This is a genomic window from Streptomyces sp. NPDC042346, from assembly GCF_055581845.1.
This window is the reverse complement of sequence record NZ_JBVJEH010000003.1, coordinates 179,677-195,581: the sequence shown is the minus strand read 5'-3', so window position 1 is coordinate 195,581 and position 15,905 is coordinate 179,677. Positions and strand designations below refer to the sequence as shown.

Genomic DNA, 15,905 nt, shown 5'->3' with positions numbered 1-15,905 from the left:
TTAGGGGGTGTCGGTGGCGGCCCGGCCCCGGGAGAGGACCTCGCGGGTGCGCTGGAGACGCAGGGCGAGCTGGACCTCCAGGACCTGGCCCGGCTTCTGCCACTCCGGGCCGAGGAGTTCGCCGATCCGTTCGAGTCGGCGCGAGACCGTGTTGGGGTGGACGTGCAGCGCCTCGGCCGCGTTGGTCGGGCTGCCGCCGGAGGCGAAGTACGCCTCCAGGGTGCGCGTGAGGTCGGTGAACCGCTCGGCGTCGTAGTCGAGTACGGGCCCGATCGCCCCCTCGACGAAGCCCTCCACGTCGTGGTCGTCGGAGAGCAGCATCCCGAGGAAGCCCAGGTCGTGCACGGACGCGGCCGAACCGGTGGCGCCCAGAGCGCTCATCGCGTCGAGGCACCGCCCGGCCTCCAGGTGCATCCGGCCGATGCCGTCCGGGCTCATGGCGGGTCCCGCGGCGGCGACGGAGACGGGGTGGCCGAGCAGCGGGGACAGCTCGGCGGCGACGGCCTTGGCGGCGGCGGACGCGTCGATCCCCGGGAGCAGCAGCACGATGCAGCCGCCCTGCACGGTCTTCAGACCGGAGAGGCGGTACGCGTACGAGGACGCCCACACGACCGCCCGGCCCTGCTCGCCGCCCTCGGGCCGGGCGAGCACGAGGACGTGCGGTCGGCGCAGGTCGACGCCGAGACGGCGGGCCCGCTGCGCGATCTGCTGCGGCGCGTGCGGCGGGTCGGCGATGAGGTCGTCGAGGAGCTCGTCGCGTACGGGCCCTTCGGCGACGGCCGTGGAGCGCCGCATCAGGAGGAGGAAGGCGACGGACTGGGCGGCGAGTTCGAGGAGCCGCTCGTCCTCGCCGGTGAGCCCGCTCGCGGCGCGGATCACGAGGCCGCCGAGGTCCTCGGAGCCCGCGATGACCGGGGCGACCCAGGTGTCGTCGTCGGCGAGGACCGGGCGGCGGCGGGCGTGCGCGTCGAGCGAGGCCTTGGCGACGGCCTCCTCGTCGAGGCCGGGGATTTCCGCGCCGGCGAGGACGCGGCCGCCCTGGTCGCGGATGAGGACGGTCGCGTCGAGGGCGTCCCCGGCGGCCTTGGCCACGTTCCCCAGGTCGCCGCCCGCGAGGACGAGGTTCATGATGCGGCTGTGGGCCTCGCTGACGTGCCGCATCCGGGTGAGGCTGGTGCGCACGCGGGAGCTGTCCCGCTCCAGTTCGGAGACCTCGGCGCGGGTCCGGTCGAGGAGTCCGGCCTTCTCGACGGCGAGGGCGGCGAGGTCGGCGAGCGCGGCGAGGAGGGCGAGCTCCTCGGAGGTGTGGTCGCGGACGCGCCGGTCCGCCCCGTACAGCACGCCGATCACCGCGTCGCCGCTGCGCAGTGGCGCGGCCATGATGGCGTGCAGCCCTTCGGCCCGGACGGCGGCCTCGGCGGCCTCGTCGAAGGCCGGGGCGTGGACGCCGGCGTCGAGGGAGCCCGAGGGGGCGAACCGCTCGTCGGCGAGGTAGTCGGCGGTCCAGACGGGCTCGCCGTGGAGCTGGACGGCGCCGCCGAGTCCGTACCCCTCGGCGATCTTGAAGCCGGGGGCGAGGCGGGGTCCGGCCGGCCGGCCGGAGCCGGGGTCGAGTCCGGCGCGGGCGCCCTCGGTGGTGTGGACGTAGCAGCTGCCGTGCTGTCCCCGGAGCGTCACGAACGCCATGTCGAGGCCGAGGAGCCGGCGGGCGCGGCGCGTGATGACGCGGAGCAGGCTGTCGAGGTCGTACGAGAAGGTCAGGTCGCGCGCGGTGTCGGTGAGGGCGGCGAGTCCGGCCTCGCGGCGCGCGTCGTCCTCGCGTCCGGAGCGGACCTCGTCGGCGAGCTTCACGGCCCGCTCCAGGCGGTCGAGCCCCTCGCCGGAGAGTCCGGTCAGGCGGGCCTCGTCGAGGAGTGCCTCGAAGCGGGCGGCCGGGGCCCGTCCGGCGAGCAGTTCGAGGACCGTGAGCAGCGCGTCGGCACTGCCGGCTGCGTCCGCGCCGTGCGAGGTCATGGCCTCCACCCCCGTAGTAGAGCGAAATAGGGCACCTCGGTGGAAACCCATCCCACCCGCCGAAATTAATTCGGCTTCGGGAGTCGGTCAACCTCGGCGTGCCGCACGTCCACAACGGCGACCTGACGTACTTCGTTCCCGACGACGCCCCCCGAGTCCCGGCCGCCCCTCAGACGAGCGAGCCGACGGGGACGGGACGGGCCCGCACCGGGCTGTACTGGGCGGGCACATGGGCCGGCAGGTGCGCGGCCATGTGGGCGGGGATCCGGGAGGGCGGCCGGGCGGGTGCCTGGGCGCCGAAGACGGAGCGGCCCGCGGTGTTCCGCACGGCCAGGACCGAGCGGTGCAGCCGGCGCAGGCGCGCCGAGGGCTCCATGCCGCTCTCGGCCGCGAGGGCCGCGCGCAGCCGCTCGTACGCGGCGAGCGCCTCGTCGTGGTGGCCGCAGCGCAGCAGGGCGACCATGTAGTGGGCGTGCAGGGGTTCGTTGGTGCGGTAGCGGGCGACTAGTCCGGAGAGTTCGGAGACCAGCTCGGCGTGGTGCCCCAGGCCCAGCTGCGCCTCGACCCACTGGTCGAGCACGCTGAGGCGGGACGTTTCGAGGCGCTCGATCTCGCGGCGGAGCCGGGGGCCCGCCGCCACGCCCGCGTACGGCTCGCCGCGCCACAGGGCGAGCGCCTCGCCGAGCCGGAGCGCGGCGCGCGTGAGGTCGCCCGCCTCCATGGCCCGGTATCCGGCGCCCGCGGCGCGCTCGAACTGCCAGACGTCGAGCACGCCGCCGCCGGTGTCGAGGCGGTAGCCGCCGGGCTGGGAGACGAGGATCGCGTCGGCGGTGCGCCGGTCGGACCAGCCCGGACGGGGCTCCGCCGGATCGGCGCCGCGCAGCGCGCTCGCGATGAGCGTCCGCAGCTCCGCTATGTGGGACTGGAGTTCGGCCCGGGCGCCGCGCGGGGCGCCGGAGGGCCAGAGCTCCTCGGTCAGGACCGTCACGGGGACGACCTGGTCGGCGCTGGCGGTGAGCAGGGCGAGCAGCTGCCGCGGTGCGGCTGCCGTCGGGGTGATCGACACGCCGTTCTCCCGAACCGACAGTCCCCCCAGAATCCGGACGTCCACCTTGCCCCCTCAGTGCCTGTGCGGTGTCTGTGCGCGGGATGACCCTCGTTGATTAGAAAAGACCCCCGTAGGCATGTCAATAAGAAACCGGAGGGTACGGAAACCTGACCCGTGATATCGGGGTGCTTCACCCCATTTGAGGGGATATTTCGGCGTCAGGTTTTCGTCACTGGCTTAGACCTTTGGCCCCCGAAAGGCTGTTTCAGGACTCGGGGGTACGCTTTCCCGGGGTCCTTACGGACGCGGGAGGGGTCCTCAACCGCGATTTCGCGCCAGAAACCGCCCGGTGGGTACGGTTCACAGCACGGCGGCGGCGATGACGAGGCCGAACGCGACGACGATCAGGGCCGTACGCACCCGGTGGAATCCGTTCCACCGCTTCTCGAAGGCGGCCCGTACCGCCGCCGGGTCCTCGCCGGCCGCTCCTCCCGGGCGCTCCGAGGAGGCGAGGGCCACGTTCAGCGGGACGTTCCCGGCGACGGTGACCAGGTGGTTGAGGGCCGCGCACACGAGCCCCGCAAGCAGCAGCCACTTCTGGGTGTCCGTACGCCCGTCGACCGGGACGAGGAACGCGGCGGCGGGGAACGCGACGACCCCGAGGAAGACCAGCAGGAACACGGCCCTCGGGACGCATTCGTTGATCCGGCGCATCGCCGTGACGAACTCCGCGTCCGTCAGACGGGCGAGGGCGGGCATGATCCCGGTCTGGAAGATGAGCAGGAAACCGGCGTAGAGACCGGTGAATCCGACGGCGAGAGCGAGCAGCAGGGTGGCCATGCGGCCATTCTGGCCCGCCACCCGCCCCGCGCGTCGACAGTACGGGTCACACGACAACAACTGTACGGGTCAACCGACTTCGGCCGTACGGGTCGCACGGGCCGCCCTGACCCAGCTGTACGGGTCGCCCCGACTCGGCTGTACGGGTCGCCCGGCTCGGCTGTACGGGCCGCCCCGACTCAGCGGTACGGGCACCCGACCTCAGCTGTACGGGTCGCCCGACCTCAGCTCGCCCTCCCGGGAGGCGCCGTCGCCCGGCTCCGCGGCCGGCCCGCGCAGCCGCTCGGCCTGCCGGACCGCCTCGGCGAGCTCCCGGACCACCGCAGACCCCGACCGTCCCGCGATCGCCTCCGCCCGCTCCGCGAGCGCGCCGAGCCCGGGGTCGCCCGGCAGGCCGCCGCCGCGCAGCGCGTCCGCGAAGTAGGCGGTGATCGCGGTCAGCTGGAGGCTCTCGTGGCCGCCGTCCCACAGCCCCGCGGCGAGCGCCTCGACGGCGACCGTGCCGGACCGCTCGTGCGGCGCCCGGGTCGCCGGGTCGAGCCAGCGGACCGTGGCGGTGGCGACGCGGCCCGTCGCCCCGGGCCGGGTCTTCACCACGTACAGCGCGGTGACGGTGTGCCCGGCGCCGACCTCGCCGCCGTCCACCCGGTCGTTCCGGAAGTCCTCGTCGGCGACCTCCCGGTTCTCGTACCCGATCAGCCGGAAGCTCTCGACGGTCCGCCGGTCGAAGGCGACCTGCGCCTTGGCGTCGCGGGCGCGCAGCTCGACATGGGCGGGCAGCTGGTCGACGAAGACCCTCCGGGCCTGCTCGGGGGTGGAGACGTACGTCGTGTGGCCGTCGCCCTTGTCGGCGAGGCGCTCCATGAAGTCGTCGCCGTACTCACTGCCGACGCCGACGCCGAAGAGCGTGATCCCGTGGGCCCTGCGCTCCTCGTCGATGCGGGCGAGGATCCCGTCCGCGTCGGTCTCGCCGGTGTTGGCGAGGGCGTCGGAGAGCAGCACGACCCGGTTGGTGGCGCCCTCGCGGCGGCCCTCGACGGCGACGTCGTAGCCGGTGCGGACACCGGCCTCGACGTTGGTGGACGAGGTCGTCGCCAGGGACTCCACGACCTGGCGGATCCGGGCGCGGGACTCTCCGACGCGGGTCATGGGCAGCCGGGTCTCGGCCTCGTCGCTGAAGGTGACGAGGGCCATCGAGTCGTCGTCGCGGAGCTCGCCGGCGAGGAGCCCGAGGGACTCCTTGACGAGGTCGAGGCGGCCGGGCTCGGCCATCGAGCCGGAGATGTCGACGACGAAGGTCAGGGCGGCGGGCGGGCGTTCGCCGCTCCGGTCCGCGCCGCGGGTGGCGAGCCCCACCCGGACCAGGGACCAGCCGTCCCGGCCGGTGCGGGCGCCGTCGAGGCTCACGCCGAAGCCGTTGTCCGCCGGGCGCGGGTAGTCGGGGCGGAAGCTGTTGACGAACTCCTCGGGGCGCACGGTCGACGGGTCGGGCAGCCGGCCCTCGGCGAGGGTGCGGCGGGCGTAGCCGTACGAGGCGGTGTCCACGTCGAGGGCGAAGGTGGAGAGGTAGTCGGGGGCGGGGGGCCTGATGCGCTGCTCGCCCTCCCCGGGCGCGGCCGCGTCGGCCCCGGGGGTCGCCGTCCCGGGGGCGACGTACCCCGGTTGCGCGGCCCCGCCGCCGGAGGCGCCCGGTGCGGTGCGGCCGCCCTCGGCGCGTGACGCCTTGTCGGCCGTCACGCCCGACGCGCCGCAGCCGCCGACGGCCAGTCCGGCGACGAGCAGCCCCGCGATCGTGGCGCCGAACCGGGCCCTGCGGCGCCCGTTCGCCGCCGCGTTCTGTCGACTCATGCGATCTCCCCCTCTTCGTACGGCACTTGTGAATGTGACGAACGAAGCGGCCGGGCGGAGCAGTCGAAGGAGTTGCGGATGGATCTCGATGTGGCAACGGCGACAGGGGCGGACGAGGGTGGCATGGATTCGCCATCCTTCTCAACAGGGGTTGTCACCGTGTGCAGTCACATGCGTACATGGAGTGGACATCGATCGGGCGGGGGTGGTCAGCGGTGGCAGAGAGCGCGGGCTCCGTGATGCTCGCCCGTTCGGCGATGAACCGGGCCGCGACCGAGGGACAGCGGCCCGCGGGGCGCCCGGTCCGGGGCGCGCGGCGCATCAGTGCCGCGCTCGCCGGGCTGGCCGCTTCCACCCGGCACGAGCTGCTGACCTTCGACGATCCCGTCGCCTCCGCGGGCTGCGCGATCCCCGGGCCGTTCCTGGAGCTGGCGGGAGCGTGCATGCGGGCCGCGGCGGAGCGGGCCGAGGAGGTCCGGCGGATCGTGCCGCGGCACGCCCTGCCCCGGCTGGAGGACGGGCTCCGGATCCCCGGCCGGGCCCGGCTCGCGGACGCGATCCCGTTCAAGCTGATCGTCGTGGACCGGACGGTGGCGGCGATCCCGCTCGATCTGGAACTGCTCTACAACGGGCTGCTGCTGATCCGCGACCCGGTGGTGGTGCAGGCCCTCGTCCGGACGCACCACGCCTGCTGGGCGGCGGCCGAGGAGCTGACGTACGTACCGCCGCCCGCTCCCCCGCCGCGGGATCTCGCGCCGCAGCTGCGGCCGGTCCTCGACGCGCTCCTGTCGGGGCTCACGGACGAGACGGCGGCGGCCCGGCTCGGCATGTCGGCGCGGACGTACAGCCGCCGGGTCGGCGAGCTGATGGCGGCCCTCGGCACGACGAGCCGCTTCCGCGCGGGTGCGGAAGCGGCTCGGAGGGGGTGGGTGTAGCCGCGGCTACGACACGATGTCCTTGCGGGCGAAGCCGCGGAAGGCCAGGGCGAAGAGGACCACGGCGTACGTCACCGAGATCGCCGCTCCCTTGATCATGCCGCCCCACTCCAGCTGCGGCTGGAGCGCGTCGATCCAGGCGAACTGCCAGTGCGCGGGCAGGAAGTCGCGCCAGTCGCCGAGTGCCGTGACGGCGTCCAGGACGTTGCCGACGATGGTCAGGCCGACGGCGCCGCCCACCGCGCCGAGCGGCGCGTCGGTGCGGGTGGAGAGCCAGAAGGCGAGCCCGGCGGTGACCAGTTGGGAGACGAAGACGAACGCGACGGCGACACCGATCCGGAGCACCGCGTCCATGGCGGGCACGGAGCCGCCGGTAGGCAGCTGGAGCGGCCCCCAGCCGTAGGCGACGGTGCCCGCGGCCAGGGCCACGAGCGGCAGCAGGACCATCGCGGCCGCGCTGTAGCCGAGGGCCACCGCCAGCTTCGAGGCGAGGAGCCGGGAGCGGGGCACGGGCGCGGCGAGGAGGTAGCGCAGCGAGGACCAGCTCGCCTCGGAGGCGACGGTGTCGCCGCAGAACAGCGCGACGGGCACGACGAGGAGGAAGCCGGCCGAGACGAAGAGGCAGGTCGCCGCGAAGTTGGCGCCGGAGGCCGTCGCCGTGTCCATGAGGGTGATCCGGCCGTTGCGGTCGCCGTCCCCGGCGCCGCCGATCGCGAAGGCGGCGATCAGCACGAAGGGCAGGGCGACGAGGATCCCGCCCATGATCAGGGTGCGGCGCCGCTTCCACTGGCGCAGGGCTTCCACGCGCAGCGGCAGGGTGCGTCCGGCCCGGTAGCCGGGGGCGGGGACGTCCGCCGGGGTCGCGGTGGCCGTGGTGGTGGTCGGCGCGCTCATGCGGATCCTCCTCCGATCAGGGTCAGGAACGCGTCTTCCAGGCGCCGGTGCGGTCCGACCCCGGTCAGCGGTACGTCGAGGCGGACGAGGTCGCCGATGAGGGTGGTCGTGTCGGTGCCGTCGAGGACGACGAGGAGCCCGCCGTCGGCGCGGGCGGCGGAGTCGACGCCCGGGAGGGCGCCGATCTTCTCGACGAGCGGGTCGTCGACGTCCCCGGCCAGCGTCACGAGCAGGGTGTCGCCGGAGCCGGTGATCTCGGCGACCGGTCCGGCCTGGACGAGCCGGCCCCGGTCCATGACGACGAGATGGGTGCAGGACTGCTCGACCTCCGCGAGGAGGTGGCTGGAGACGATGACGGTCCGGCCCTCGGCCGCGTACCGGATCATCACCTCGCGCATCTCGCGGATCTGCGGCGGGTCGAGGCCGTTCGTCGGCTCGTCGAGGATGAGCAGGTCCGGCAGGCCGAGCATGGCCTGGGCGATGGCGAGGCGCTGCCGCATGCCCTGCGAGTAGGTGCGTACGGCGCGTTCGAGGGCGCTGCCCAGGTTCGCGATCCGCAGGGCGTCGTCCACATGGGCGTCTTCGGCGGGACGGCCGGTGGCCTTCCAGTACAGATCCAGGTTCTCCCGGCCGGAGAGGTGCGGCAGGAAGCCGGCGCCCTCGACGAAGGAGCCGACCCGGGAGAGGACCGGGGCGCCGGGGCGGATGGCCTGGCCGAAGACCCGGATCTCGCCCTCGTCGGGCCGGATGAGGCCCATCAGCATGCGCAGGGTGGTGGTCTTTCCGGCGCCGTTCGGGCCGAGGAGGCCGAGGACCTGGCCCTGTTCGACGCGGAAGGAGAGGTCCTTGACGCTGTACCGGTCGCCGCCCGCGTACTTCTTGGAGAGACCGGTGATCTGGAGGGGTACGGAGGTGAGTTCCGGGTCCGGCGCGGGGGCGGTGGTGCGGCGGCGGGCGGTCAGGAGGAGGGCCGCAGCGGCGGCGAGGCCGAGGAGCGGCAGGCCCCAGACCCACCAGGGCAGGGCGGCGGCCTGGGTGTCGAGGCCGGGCGCGGTCGGGACGGTCAGCGGGCCCTCGACGGCGACGGTGTAGCCGGCGGGGACGGTCGGGGAGGCGTAGCCGAGGTCGGTGGCGGCGAGGACGAGCCGCAGCCGGTGCCCGGCCTCCACCTCATGGTCGATCGCGGGCAGGGTCAGGGCGACGCCGCGGCCGGCCTTGGCGTCCTCGACGCGGACGGGGGTGACGAGCTGGGAGGGCAGCACCTGCTGCCGGCCGTCGGGCCCGACGTCGTACACCTTGGCGAAGAGGACGGCGGAGCCGTCGGCCGCGGTGGAGGTGACCTTGACGCGGACGGTCGGGGTGCCGGTGATCCGGACGGCCTCGGCCTGCGGCTTCGCGTCGAAGCGGGCGTACTGGCCGGGGAAGTCGAGGGAGAGGCCGACGCCGAGGGAGGAGAGGCCGGAGAGGCCGCCGCCGAGGCCGGGGACGGCGGAGATGGCGGGCGGTGCGGCGCCGGCCGGGTTGGCGAAGGTCTGCGGGGGCCCGGCGAGGGCCATGCTCTCGGTGGCCCCGGTGGCGGCGGTGAGGCCCGGGTAGCGGTCGGCGGTCGCGGCGCGCAGGGTGGCCTGTCCGTCGGTGGAGTCGACGCCGCCGGTGCGGCTGACCCGGAAGGCGGGGCCGGTGTCGGCGGAGGTGTCGCGCTTCAGCCAGCGGTCGAACCAGGTGCTGATCCGCTGCTCGACGCGCTCGGTCTCGCGGTCGCCGCCGTCGTGGCCGCCGGCGATCCAGTCGACGGCGACGGGGGCGCCGTTGGCGCCGATCGTGCGGGCCATGGCGTCGGACTGGGCGAGGGTGAAGAGGGAGTCGGACTGGCCCTGGACGATGAGCGCGGGCACCTTGACGCGGTCGCCGACGGCGGAGGGGCTGCGGGCTTCGAGGAGGGCGCGGGCGGCGGCGTCGGGCTTTCCGCTGACGGCGACGCGCTGGTAGAGGGAGCAGAGCTCGGGGGTGAAGCGGCCACAGGCGTTCGCGGCGGGGGCGGTCGCGCCGGGGCGGCCCGGGCCGGACTGGTCTCCCGCCGAGAAGAAGATCCCGGCCCAGAGCTTCTTGAAGACGCCGTTCGGGAAGAGGGCGTCGGCGAGGTTCCAGTAGGTGATCTGGGGGGCGACGGCGTCGACGCGCGGGTCGTGTCCGGCGGCGAGCAGGGAGATCGCGCCGCCGTAGGAGGCGCCGGTGACGCCGACGCGCGGGTCGCCGGCCTTGTCGAGGAGGACCTCGGGGCGGGCCGCGAGCCAGTCGATCAGCTTCCGGACGTCCGCGACCTCGTGGTCGGGGTCGTTGAGGCCGATCTCCCCGGTGGAGTCGCCGAAGCCGCGGGCGGACCAGGTGAGGACGGCGTAGCCGTCGCGGGCGAGCTGCTCGGCCTGGGCGCGGACGTCGTTCTTGGAGCCGCCGAAGCCGTGGCCGAGGAGGACGGCGGGGCGCCGTTCCCCTCCGCCGCTCGTGAAGTACGAGGTGTCGAGCCGTACGCCGTCGATGTCGAGCGCCTTGTCCGCGCGGTGCACGGGCGGCGGTTCGTCCGAGGCGACGGCGGTCCAGGTGCCGGCACCCGCGAGGACGGCGAGGACGGCGGTGACCGCGGCCCACCGGGGAAGTCGGAGTCGCATGGGTCGAGCCTATGCGGGCCGACTCGTGCGGCACTCCGGTCCGGAGGGGGAGGCGCCCGACCTCCTCGGGTCGTACGGAGGGGCACCCCGTACACCGGACGCAGTACGCGCCCGGGACGCGGACGGCCGAACGGCCCCCGGTGTGCGGCGGTACGCACACCGGGGGCCGTTCGTCAGGAGCCGCTCGTCACGGCCACGACCGGCAGGTCAGTGGTTGCGGGGGAAGCCCAGGTCCACGCCGGACGGGGCGTCGGACGGGTCCGGCCAGCGGGTGGTGACGACCTTGCCGCGCGTGTAGAAGTGCACGCCGTCGTTGCCGTAGATGTGGTGGTCGCCGAAGAGCGAGTCCTTCCAGCCACCGAAGGAGTGGTAGCCCACCGGCACCGGGATCGGCACGTTGACGCCGACCATGCCGGCCTCGACCTCCATCTGGAAGCGGCGGGCCGCGCCGCCGTCACGGGTGAAGATCGCGGTGCCGTTGCCGAAGCGCGAGCCGTTGATGAGGGCGAGGCCCTCCTCGTACGTGTCGGCGCGCAGCACGCAGAGCACCGGGCCGAAGATCTCGTCCTGGTAGGCGGCGGCCGTCGTCGGCACGTGGTCCAGGAGGGACAGGCCGATCCAGTGGCCGTCCTCGTGGCCCTCGACCGTGTAGCCGGTGCCGTCGAGGACGACCTCGCAGCCCTCGGCAGCCGCGCCGGTGACGTACGAGGCGACCTTGTCGCGGTGGACGGCCGTGATGAGCGGGCCCATCTCGGAGGTCGGGTCGTTGCCGGGGCCGATCTTGATCTTCTCGGCGCGCTCGCGGATCTTGTCGACGAGCTGGTCGCCGATGGAGCCGACGGCCACGACCGCGGAGATCGCCATGCAGCGCTCGCCGGCGGAGCCGTACGCCGCCGAGACGGCCGCGTCGGCCGCCGCGTCGAGGTCGGCGTCCGGGAGGACCAGCATGTGGTTCTTCGCGCCGCCGAGCGCCTGGACGCGCTTGCCGTTGGCGGAGGCGGTGGTGTGGATGTGGCGGGCGATCGGGGTCGAGCCCACGAAGGAGATCGCGGAGACGTCCGGGTGCTCCAGGAGGCGGTCGACGGAGACCTTGTCGCCGTTCAGGACGTTGAAGACACCGTCCGGGAGGCCCGCCTCGGCGAGCAGCTCGGCGATCTTCAGGGCCGGCGACGGGTCCTTCTCGCTCGGCTTGAGGATGAAGGTGTTGCCGGTCGCGATGGCGATCGGGAACATCCACATCGGCACCATGGCCGGGAAGTTGAAGGGCGTGATGCCCGCGACGACGCCCACCGGCTGGCGGATCGAGGCCACGTCCACGCGGTTCGACACCTGGGTGGAGAGCTCGCCCTTGAGCTGGACGGTGATGCCGCAGGCCAGGTCGACGATCTCCAGGCCGCGGGCGACCTCGCCGAGCGCGTCGGAGTGGACCTTGCCGTGCTCGGCGACGATCAGCTCGGCGATCGCGTCGCGGTTGGCGTCGAGCAGCGCGCGGAACTTGAAGAGGATCGTGGTGCGCTGCGCGAGGGACGAGGTGCCCCAGGTCGCGAAGGCGTCCTTGGCGGCGGCGACGGCGGCGTCCACCTCCTCGACGGAGGCGAGCGCGACACGGGTGGTCACGGCGCCGGTGGCCGGGTCGGTGACCGGGCCCCAGTTGCCCGACGTGCCCTCGACGGCCTTGCCACCGATCCAGTGGTTGACAGTCTTGACGGTGTTCGTCATGACGAAATGCTCCTTCAGAGATGGCGGCGTCGGGCGGTGACGTGCCGGTCGTACTCCTCGCGGGCCTTGACCGCCGACGGGCGGGTCGACGTCTCGGCCACGGGCACATCCCACCACGCCTGGGCCGGGGGCGGGCCCGACACTGTGTCTGCCGTTTCGGTCTCGACGTAGACACATGTGGGAACCGTCGCCTTCCGCGCGTCCGCGAGGGCTTCTCGCAGGTCACGCACGGTGCGGGGGCGCAGCACGCGCATGCCGAGGGAGGCGGCGTTGGCCCCGAGGTCGACGGGGAGCGGCGCTCCGGTGAAACCGCCCTCCGCGTCCCGGTGGCGGTAGTCGGTGCCGTACCGCTCGCCGCCGACCGCCTCCGAGAGGCCGCCGATGGAGGCGTATCCGTGGTTCTGCAGGATGACAAGACGCAGGGGCAGTCGTTCCTGCACGGCGGTGACGATTTCGGTGGGATTCATGAGATAGGTACCGTCGCCGACGAGCGCCCAGACGGGCCGGCCGGGCGCGGCGAGCAGGACGCCGAGGGCCGCGGGGATCTCGTAGCCCATGCAGGAGTAGCCGTATTCGACGTGGTACTGGTCCGTGGAGCGGGGCCGCCAGAGCTTGTGGAGGTCGCCGGGGAGCGAGCCTGCGGCGTTGATCAGGATGTCGCTGCCGTCGACCAGAGTGTCGAGTACGCCGAGGACCTGGGCCTGGGTGGGCCGGGCGTCCTCGTCGGGGACGGCGTAGGCGGCGTCGACGCGGTTCTGCCAGCGGAGTCGCTCCTCGGCGTACTCGTGCACGTAGTGCGCGGCGACGTGGTGCGGCTCCAGGAGCGTGTGGAGCTGTTCCAGGCCCTCGCGGGCGTCCGCCACGAGCGGCAGGGCGGCCATCTTGTGGGAGTCGAAGGCGGCGACGTTGAGGTTGACGAACCGTACGGAGGGGTGGCCGAAGAGCGTTCCCGAGGCGGTGGTGAAGTCGGTCCAGCGGGTGCCGACGCCGATGACCACGTCGGCGGTGCGGGCCAGGTGGTCGGCGACGGCGGTGCCGGTGTGGCCGACGCCGCCGACGTCCTGGGGGTGGCCGTGCGGCAGCGACCCCTTGCCGGCCTGGGTGGAGGCGACCGGGATGCCGGTCAGCGCGGCGAAGTCGTGGAGCGCCTCCTCGGCCCCGCTGTACCGGACGCCGCCGCCGGCGACGATCAGCGGACGGGTGGCCGCGCCGATCGCCGCGACCGCCGCGTCCAGTTCGTCCTCGTCCGGGGAGGGGCGGCGCACCCGCCAGACCCGCTCGGCGAAGAACTCCGCCGGCCAGTCGTACGCCTCCGCCTGGACGTCCTGGGGCAGCGCGAGGGTGACGGCGCCGGTCTCGGCGGGGTCGGCGAGGGTCCGCATGGCGGCGAGCGCGGCCGGGATCAGCGCCTCGGGGCGGCCGATCCGGTCGAAGTACCGCGAGACGGGGCGCAGGCAGTCGTTGACCGAGACGTCGCCGGCGTACGGGAGTTGGAGCTGCTGGAGGACGGGGTCGGCGGGGCGGGTGGCGAAGGTGTCGCCGGGGAGGAGCAGGACCGGCAGGTGGTTGATCGTGGCGAGGGCGGCGCCGGTGACGAGGTTGGTGGCGCCGGGGCCGATGGAGGTGGTGACGGCGTGCGCGGAGAGCCGGTTCGACTGGCGGGCGTAGCCGACGGCGGCATGGACCATGGCCTGCTCGTTGCGGCCCTGGTGGAAGGGCATCGACTCCTCTTCGACCAGCGCCTGGCCGATCCCGGCGACGTTCCCGTGGCCGAAGATGCCCCAGGTGGCGGCGATCAGCCGCTGCCGGGCCCCGTCGCGCTCCGTGTACTGGGCGGCGAGGAAGCGGACGAGCGCCTGGGCGACGGTCAGCCGGATGCTCATGCGTATCCCTCCGTGTGGTCCGGATGGAAGGAGATCTTCCACTCCCGTTCGGCTCCGGGGCCCGCCATGACGTTGAGGTAGTAGAGGTCGTGACCCGGCTGGGCGATCGACGGCCCGTGCCAGCCGTCCGGTACGAGCACGGCGTCGCCGTCCCCGACCTCGGCGAGGAGCTCGGCGCCGCCGGGCCGGGAGGGCGAGATCCGCTGGTAGGCGAGGCCGTGCGGGCCGGCGATCTCGTAGTAGTAGATCTCTTCGAGGAGGGACTCGGCGCCCGGGCGGTGCTCGTCGTGCTTGTGCGGCGGGTAGGACGACCAGTTGCCGCCGGGGGTGACGACCTCGACGGCGATCAGCCGGTCGCAGTCGAAGGCGCCGGCGGCGGCGAAGTTCCGCACCTGGCGGGCGCGGTTGCCGCTGCCGCGCGTCTCGACGGGAACCTCCGGCGCGGAGCCGTAGCGGGCGGGGAGTCGTCGCTCGCACTTCGCTCCTGCCAAAGCGAAGCGGCCTCCCGCGCCGGAGGCGATCTGGGCGTGGGCTCCGCGCGGTACGTAGGCGAAGTCGGTCACTCCCGCGAACACGTCGTCGCGGCCCCGGAGTTCGAGCACGTCGCCGTCGACGCGCACGCTACAGGCACCGGAGAGGGGAAGCACGATCCATTCGGAATCCCCGCTCTCGAAGGAGTGGTTCTCCCCCGGCCCGAGGGTGAGGATCCGGAGGGCGGAGTGCTCCCAGCCGGCCCCTTCGGGGTCGATGCGGAGCGCGTACGGCCCGTGGGCGGCGGACCCGGCGGGCAGGTGGAGGCGCTCGGGGCGCGAGGGACCGGTGGGGTAAGCGGAACCGGAGGGGTGAGAAGGGCCGGAGGGGCCGGAGGGGTGAGAAGGGCCGGAGTTCATGGCGGGATCCCTACCCCTTCTCCGGGATCGTTCCCGTGCCCGCCGCGAGCGCCTCGGCGATCTCCTCCGCGTACGGCATGGCGGAGGAGCAGGCGAGGCGGCCCGCGACGATCGCGCCGGCGGCGTTGGCGTGGCGCAGGGTCCGTTCGAGGTCCCAGCCGGCGAGGAGGCCGTGGACGAGCGCCCCGCCGAACGCGTCGCCCGCGCCGAGCCCGTTGACGACGTCCACCGGCAGCGGCGGCACCTCGGCGGACGTGCCGTCGGCGGCGAGCGCGAGGACGCCCCGGGGGCCCTGCTTGACGACGGCGAGCCGGACCGCGCCGGTGGCGAGCAGGGCGCGGGCGGCGGCGTGCGGTTCGCGCTCGCCGGTCGCGACCTCGCACTCGTCGAGGTTGCCGACGGCGACGCTCGCGTGGCGCAGGGCCTCGGCGTAGTACGGGCGGGCCTCGGCCGGGTCCGACCAGAAGACGGGCCGCCAGTCCAGGTCGAGGACCGTCACCTCGCGGCCGGCCCGGGCGCGCAGCGCCTCCAAGGTCGCGGCGCGGCTCGGTTCGGCGCACAGGCCGGTGCCGGTCGCCCAGAAGACCCGGGCGGCGCGGATCGCGTCGAGGTCGAGCTCGTGCGGGTGGATCTCCAGGTCGGGGGCCTTGGGGTGGCGGTAGAAGTGGAGCGGGAAGTCGTCGGGCGGGAAGAGTTCGCAGAAGGTGACGGGGGTGGGGTAGGCCGCGACCTCGGTCACCCAGCGGTCGTCCACGCCGAAGCGCTTGAGGTCGTGGTGGAGCGCGGTGCCGAAGGGGTCGGCGCCGGTGCGGGAGACGAGCGCGGTACGGCGGCCGAGCCGGGCGGCGGCGACGGCGACGTTGGCCGGGGAGCCGCCGAGGAACCTGCGATACGTCTCGACGCGGTCGAGCCCGACGCCGCTCTGGAGCGGGTACAGGTCCACGCCGAGGCGCCCCATGGTGATCAGGTCGTACGGCTCCGTCTCCACGCGCCCCTCTTTCGCCTGCGGCCCCGCCCTCAGGTCTAGTCGGCCGCCCGGAGGCGTGTCAACGACATGTCCGGACATTCGGACGCCCTGTCCGCGTGTCCGCCTGCCCGCTTGACGCTCCTCTCGGGCCCCGGCCAAGGTGGCAGACATGACGAAGCCGTCGAAGCCGTCGTTGCCCCCG

The 15,905-nt window shown here is 73.9% G+C and carries 11 protein-coding genes; 1 reads left to right on the top strand and 10 read right to left on the bottom strand.

Translation table 11 applies throughout. The features are described 5' to 3' along the window. The 4 genes from ACZ6K0_RS14570 to ACZ6K0_RS14555 all read right to left on the bottom strand — a co-directional run bounded on the left by ACZ6K0_RS14570 (position 1) and on the right by ACZ6K0_RS14555 (position 5,749). Positions 1–2,013, bottom strand: a complete 2,013-nt coding sequence (locus tag ACZ6K0_RS14570) for a helix-turn-helix domain-containing protein (protein ID WP_469233650.1) — start codon at positions 2,011–2,013, stop codon at positions 1–3. A gap of 169 nt (positions 2,014–2,182) precedes the next feature. Beyond that, positions 2,183–3,124 (bottom strand): AfsR/SARP family transcriptional regulator, encoded by a 942-nt coding sequence (locus ACZ6K0_RS14565; protein ID WP_469233652.1) that lies wholly within the window; start codon positions 3,122–3,124, stop codon positions 2,183–2,185. A 297-nt stretch (positions 3,125–3,421) separates the two neighbouring features. Next, positions 3,422–3,901 (bottom strand): anthrone oxygenase family protein, encoded by a 480-nt coding sequence (locus tag ACZ6K0_RS14560; RefSeq protein ID WP_376405698.1) that lies wholly within the window; start codon positions 3,899–3,901, stop codon positions 3,422–3,424. 201 nt (positions 3,902–4,102) lie between these two features. Further along, positions 4,103–5,749, bottom strand: coding sequence for a vWA domain-containing protein (locus tag ACZ6K0_RS14555; RefSeq protein WP_469233654.1), 1,647 nt, complete (start codon positions 5,747–5,749; stop codon positions 4,103–4,105). Positions 5,750–5,964: 215 nt separating this feature from the next. Here ACZ6K0_RS14555 and ACZ6K0_RS14550 point away from each other — a divergent pair, with 215 nt between their 5' ends. Then, positions 5,965–6,684, top strand: a complete 720-nt coding sequence (locus ACZ6K0_RS14550) for a helix-turn-helix domain-containing protein (protein ID WP_376405694.1) — start codon at positions 5,965–5,967, stop codon at positions 6,682–6,684. Positions 6,685–6,690: 6 nt separating this feature from the next. Here ACZ6K0_RS14550 and ACZ6K0_RS14545 read toward each other — a convergent pair whose 3' ends face one another. The 6 genes from ACZ6K0_RS14545 to iolC all read right to left on the bottom strand — a co-directional run bounded on the left by ACZ6K0_RS14545 (position 6,691) and on the right by iolC (position 15,694). Then, a complete protein-coding gene (locus ACZ6K0_RS14545; RefSeq protein WP_469233656.1) occupies positions 6,691–7,578 on the bottom strand; it encodes an ABC transporter permease in 888 nt (295 codons plus the stop codon). Then, entirely contained in the window at positions 7,575–10,244 is a 2,670-nt protein-coding gene (locus ACZ6K0_RS14540) for a CocE/NonD family hydrolase (protein WP_469233658.1), read from the bottom strand. The genes ACZ6K0_RS14545 and ACZ6K0_RS14540 overlap by 4 nt, the downstream gene beginning before the upstream one ends. 207 nt (positions 10,245–10,451) lie before the next feature. Continuing rightward, positions 10,452–11,963: a CoA-acylating methylmalonate-semialdehyde dehydrogenase gene (gene mmsA, locus ACZ6K0_RS14535; RefSeq protein ID WP_376405688.1), complete on the bottom strand. Its 1,512-nt coding sequence runs from the start codon at positions 11,961–11,963 to the stop codon at positions 10,452–10,454. 14 nt (positions 11,964–11,977) lie between these two features. Then, the gene (gene iolD / locus ACZ6K0_RS14530; protein WP_469233661.1) at positions 11,978–13,846 is read right to left on the bottom strand and encodes a 3D-(3,5/4)-trihydroxycyclohexane-1,2-dione acylhydrolase (decyclizing); all 1,869 of its coding nucleotides are present in this window, start codon (positions 13,844–13,846) and stop codon (positions 11,978–11,980) included. Next, positions 13,843–14,736 carry a 5-deoxy-glucuronate isomerase gene (iolB, locus tag ACZ6K0_RS14525; RefSeq protein WP_469233663.1) on the bottom strand — a complete coding sequence of 298 codons (894 nt, stop codon included), beginning with the start codon at positions 14,734–14,736 and terminating at the stop codon, positions 13,843–13,845. Before iolB ends, iolD begins: the two co-directional genes overlap by 4 nt. A gap of 10 nt (positions 14,737–14,746) precedes the next feature. Beyond that, positions 14,747–15,694 carry a 5-dehydro-2-deoxygluconokinase gene (gene iolC, locus ACZ6K0_RS14520; protein WP_469233827.1) on the bottom strand — a complete coding sequence of 316 codons (948 nt, stop codon included), beginning with the start codon at positions 15,692–15,694 and terminating at the stop codon, positions 14,747–14,749. Between the last annotated feature and the right edge of the window lie 211 nt (positions 15,695–15,905).

What these genes read in the sequence shown, in the direction of transcription:
- ACZ6K0_RS14555 (WP_469233654.1), bottom strand. Translation starts at nt 5,749, where the DNA reads ATGAGTCGACAGAACGCGGCGGCGAACGGGCGCCGCAGGGCCCGGTTC.
- ACZ6K0_RS14545 (WP_469233656.1), bottom strand. Translation starts at nt 7,578, where the DNA reads ATGAGCGCGCCGACCACCACCACGGCCACCGCGACCCCGGCGGACGTC.
- ACZ6K0_RS14560 (WP_376405698.1), bottom strand. Translation starts at nt 3,901, where the DNA reads ATGGCCACCCTGCTGCTCGCTCTCGCCGTCGGATTCACCGGTCTCTAC.
- iolB (WP_469233663.1), bottom strand. Translation starts at nt 14,736, where the DNA reads ATGAACTCCGGCCCTTCTCACCCCTCCGGCCCCTCCGGCCCTTCTCAC.
- ACZ6K0_RS14540 (WP_469233658.1), bottom strand. Translation starts at nt 10,244, where the DNA reads ATGCGACTCCGACTTCCCCGGTGGGCCGCGGTCACCGCCGTCCTCGCC.
- iolC (WP_469233827.1), bottom strand. Translation starts at nt 15,694, where the DNA reads ATGGGGCGCCTCGGCGTGGACCTGTACCCGCTCCAGAGCGGCGTCGGG.
- ACZ6K0_RS14570 (WP_469233650.1), bottom strand. Translation starts at nt 2,013, where the DNA reads ATGACCTCGCACGGCGCGGACGCAGCCGGCAGTGCCGACGCGCTGCTC.
- mmsA (WP_376405688.1), bottom strand. Translation starts at nt 11,963, where the DNA reads ATGACGAACACCGTCAAGACTGTCAACCACTGGATCGGTGGCAAGGCC.
- iolD (WP_469233661.1), bottom strand. Translation starts at nt 13,846, where the DNA reads ATGAGCATCCGGCTGACCGTCGCCCAGGCGCTCGTCCGCTTCCTCGCC.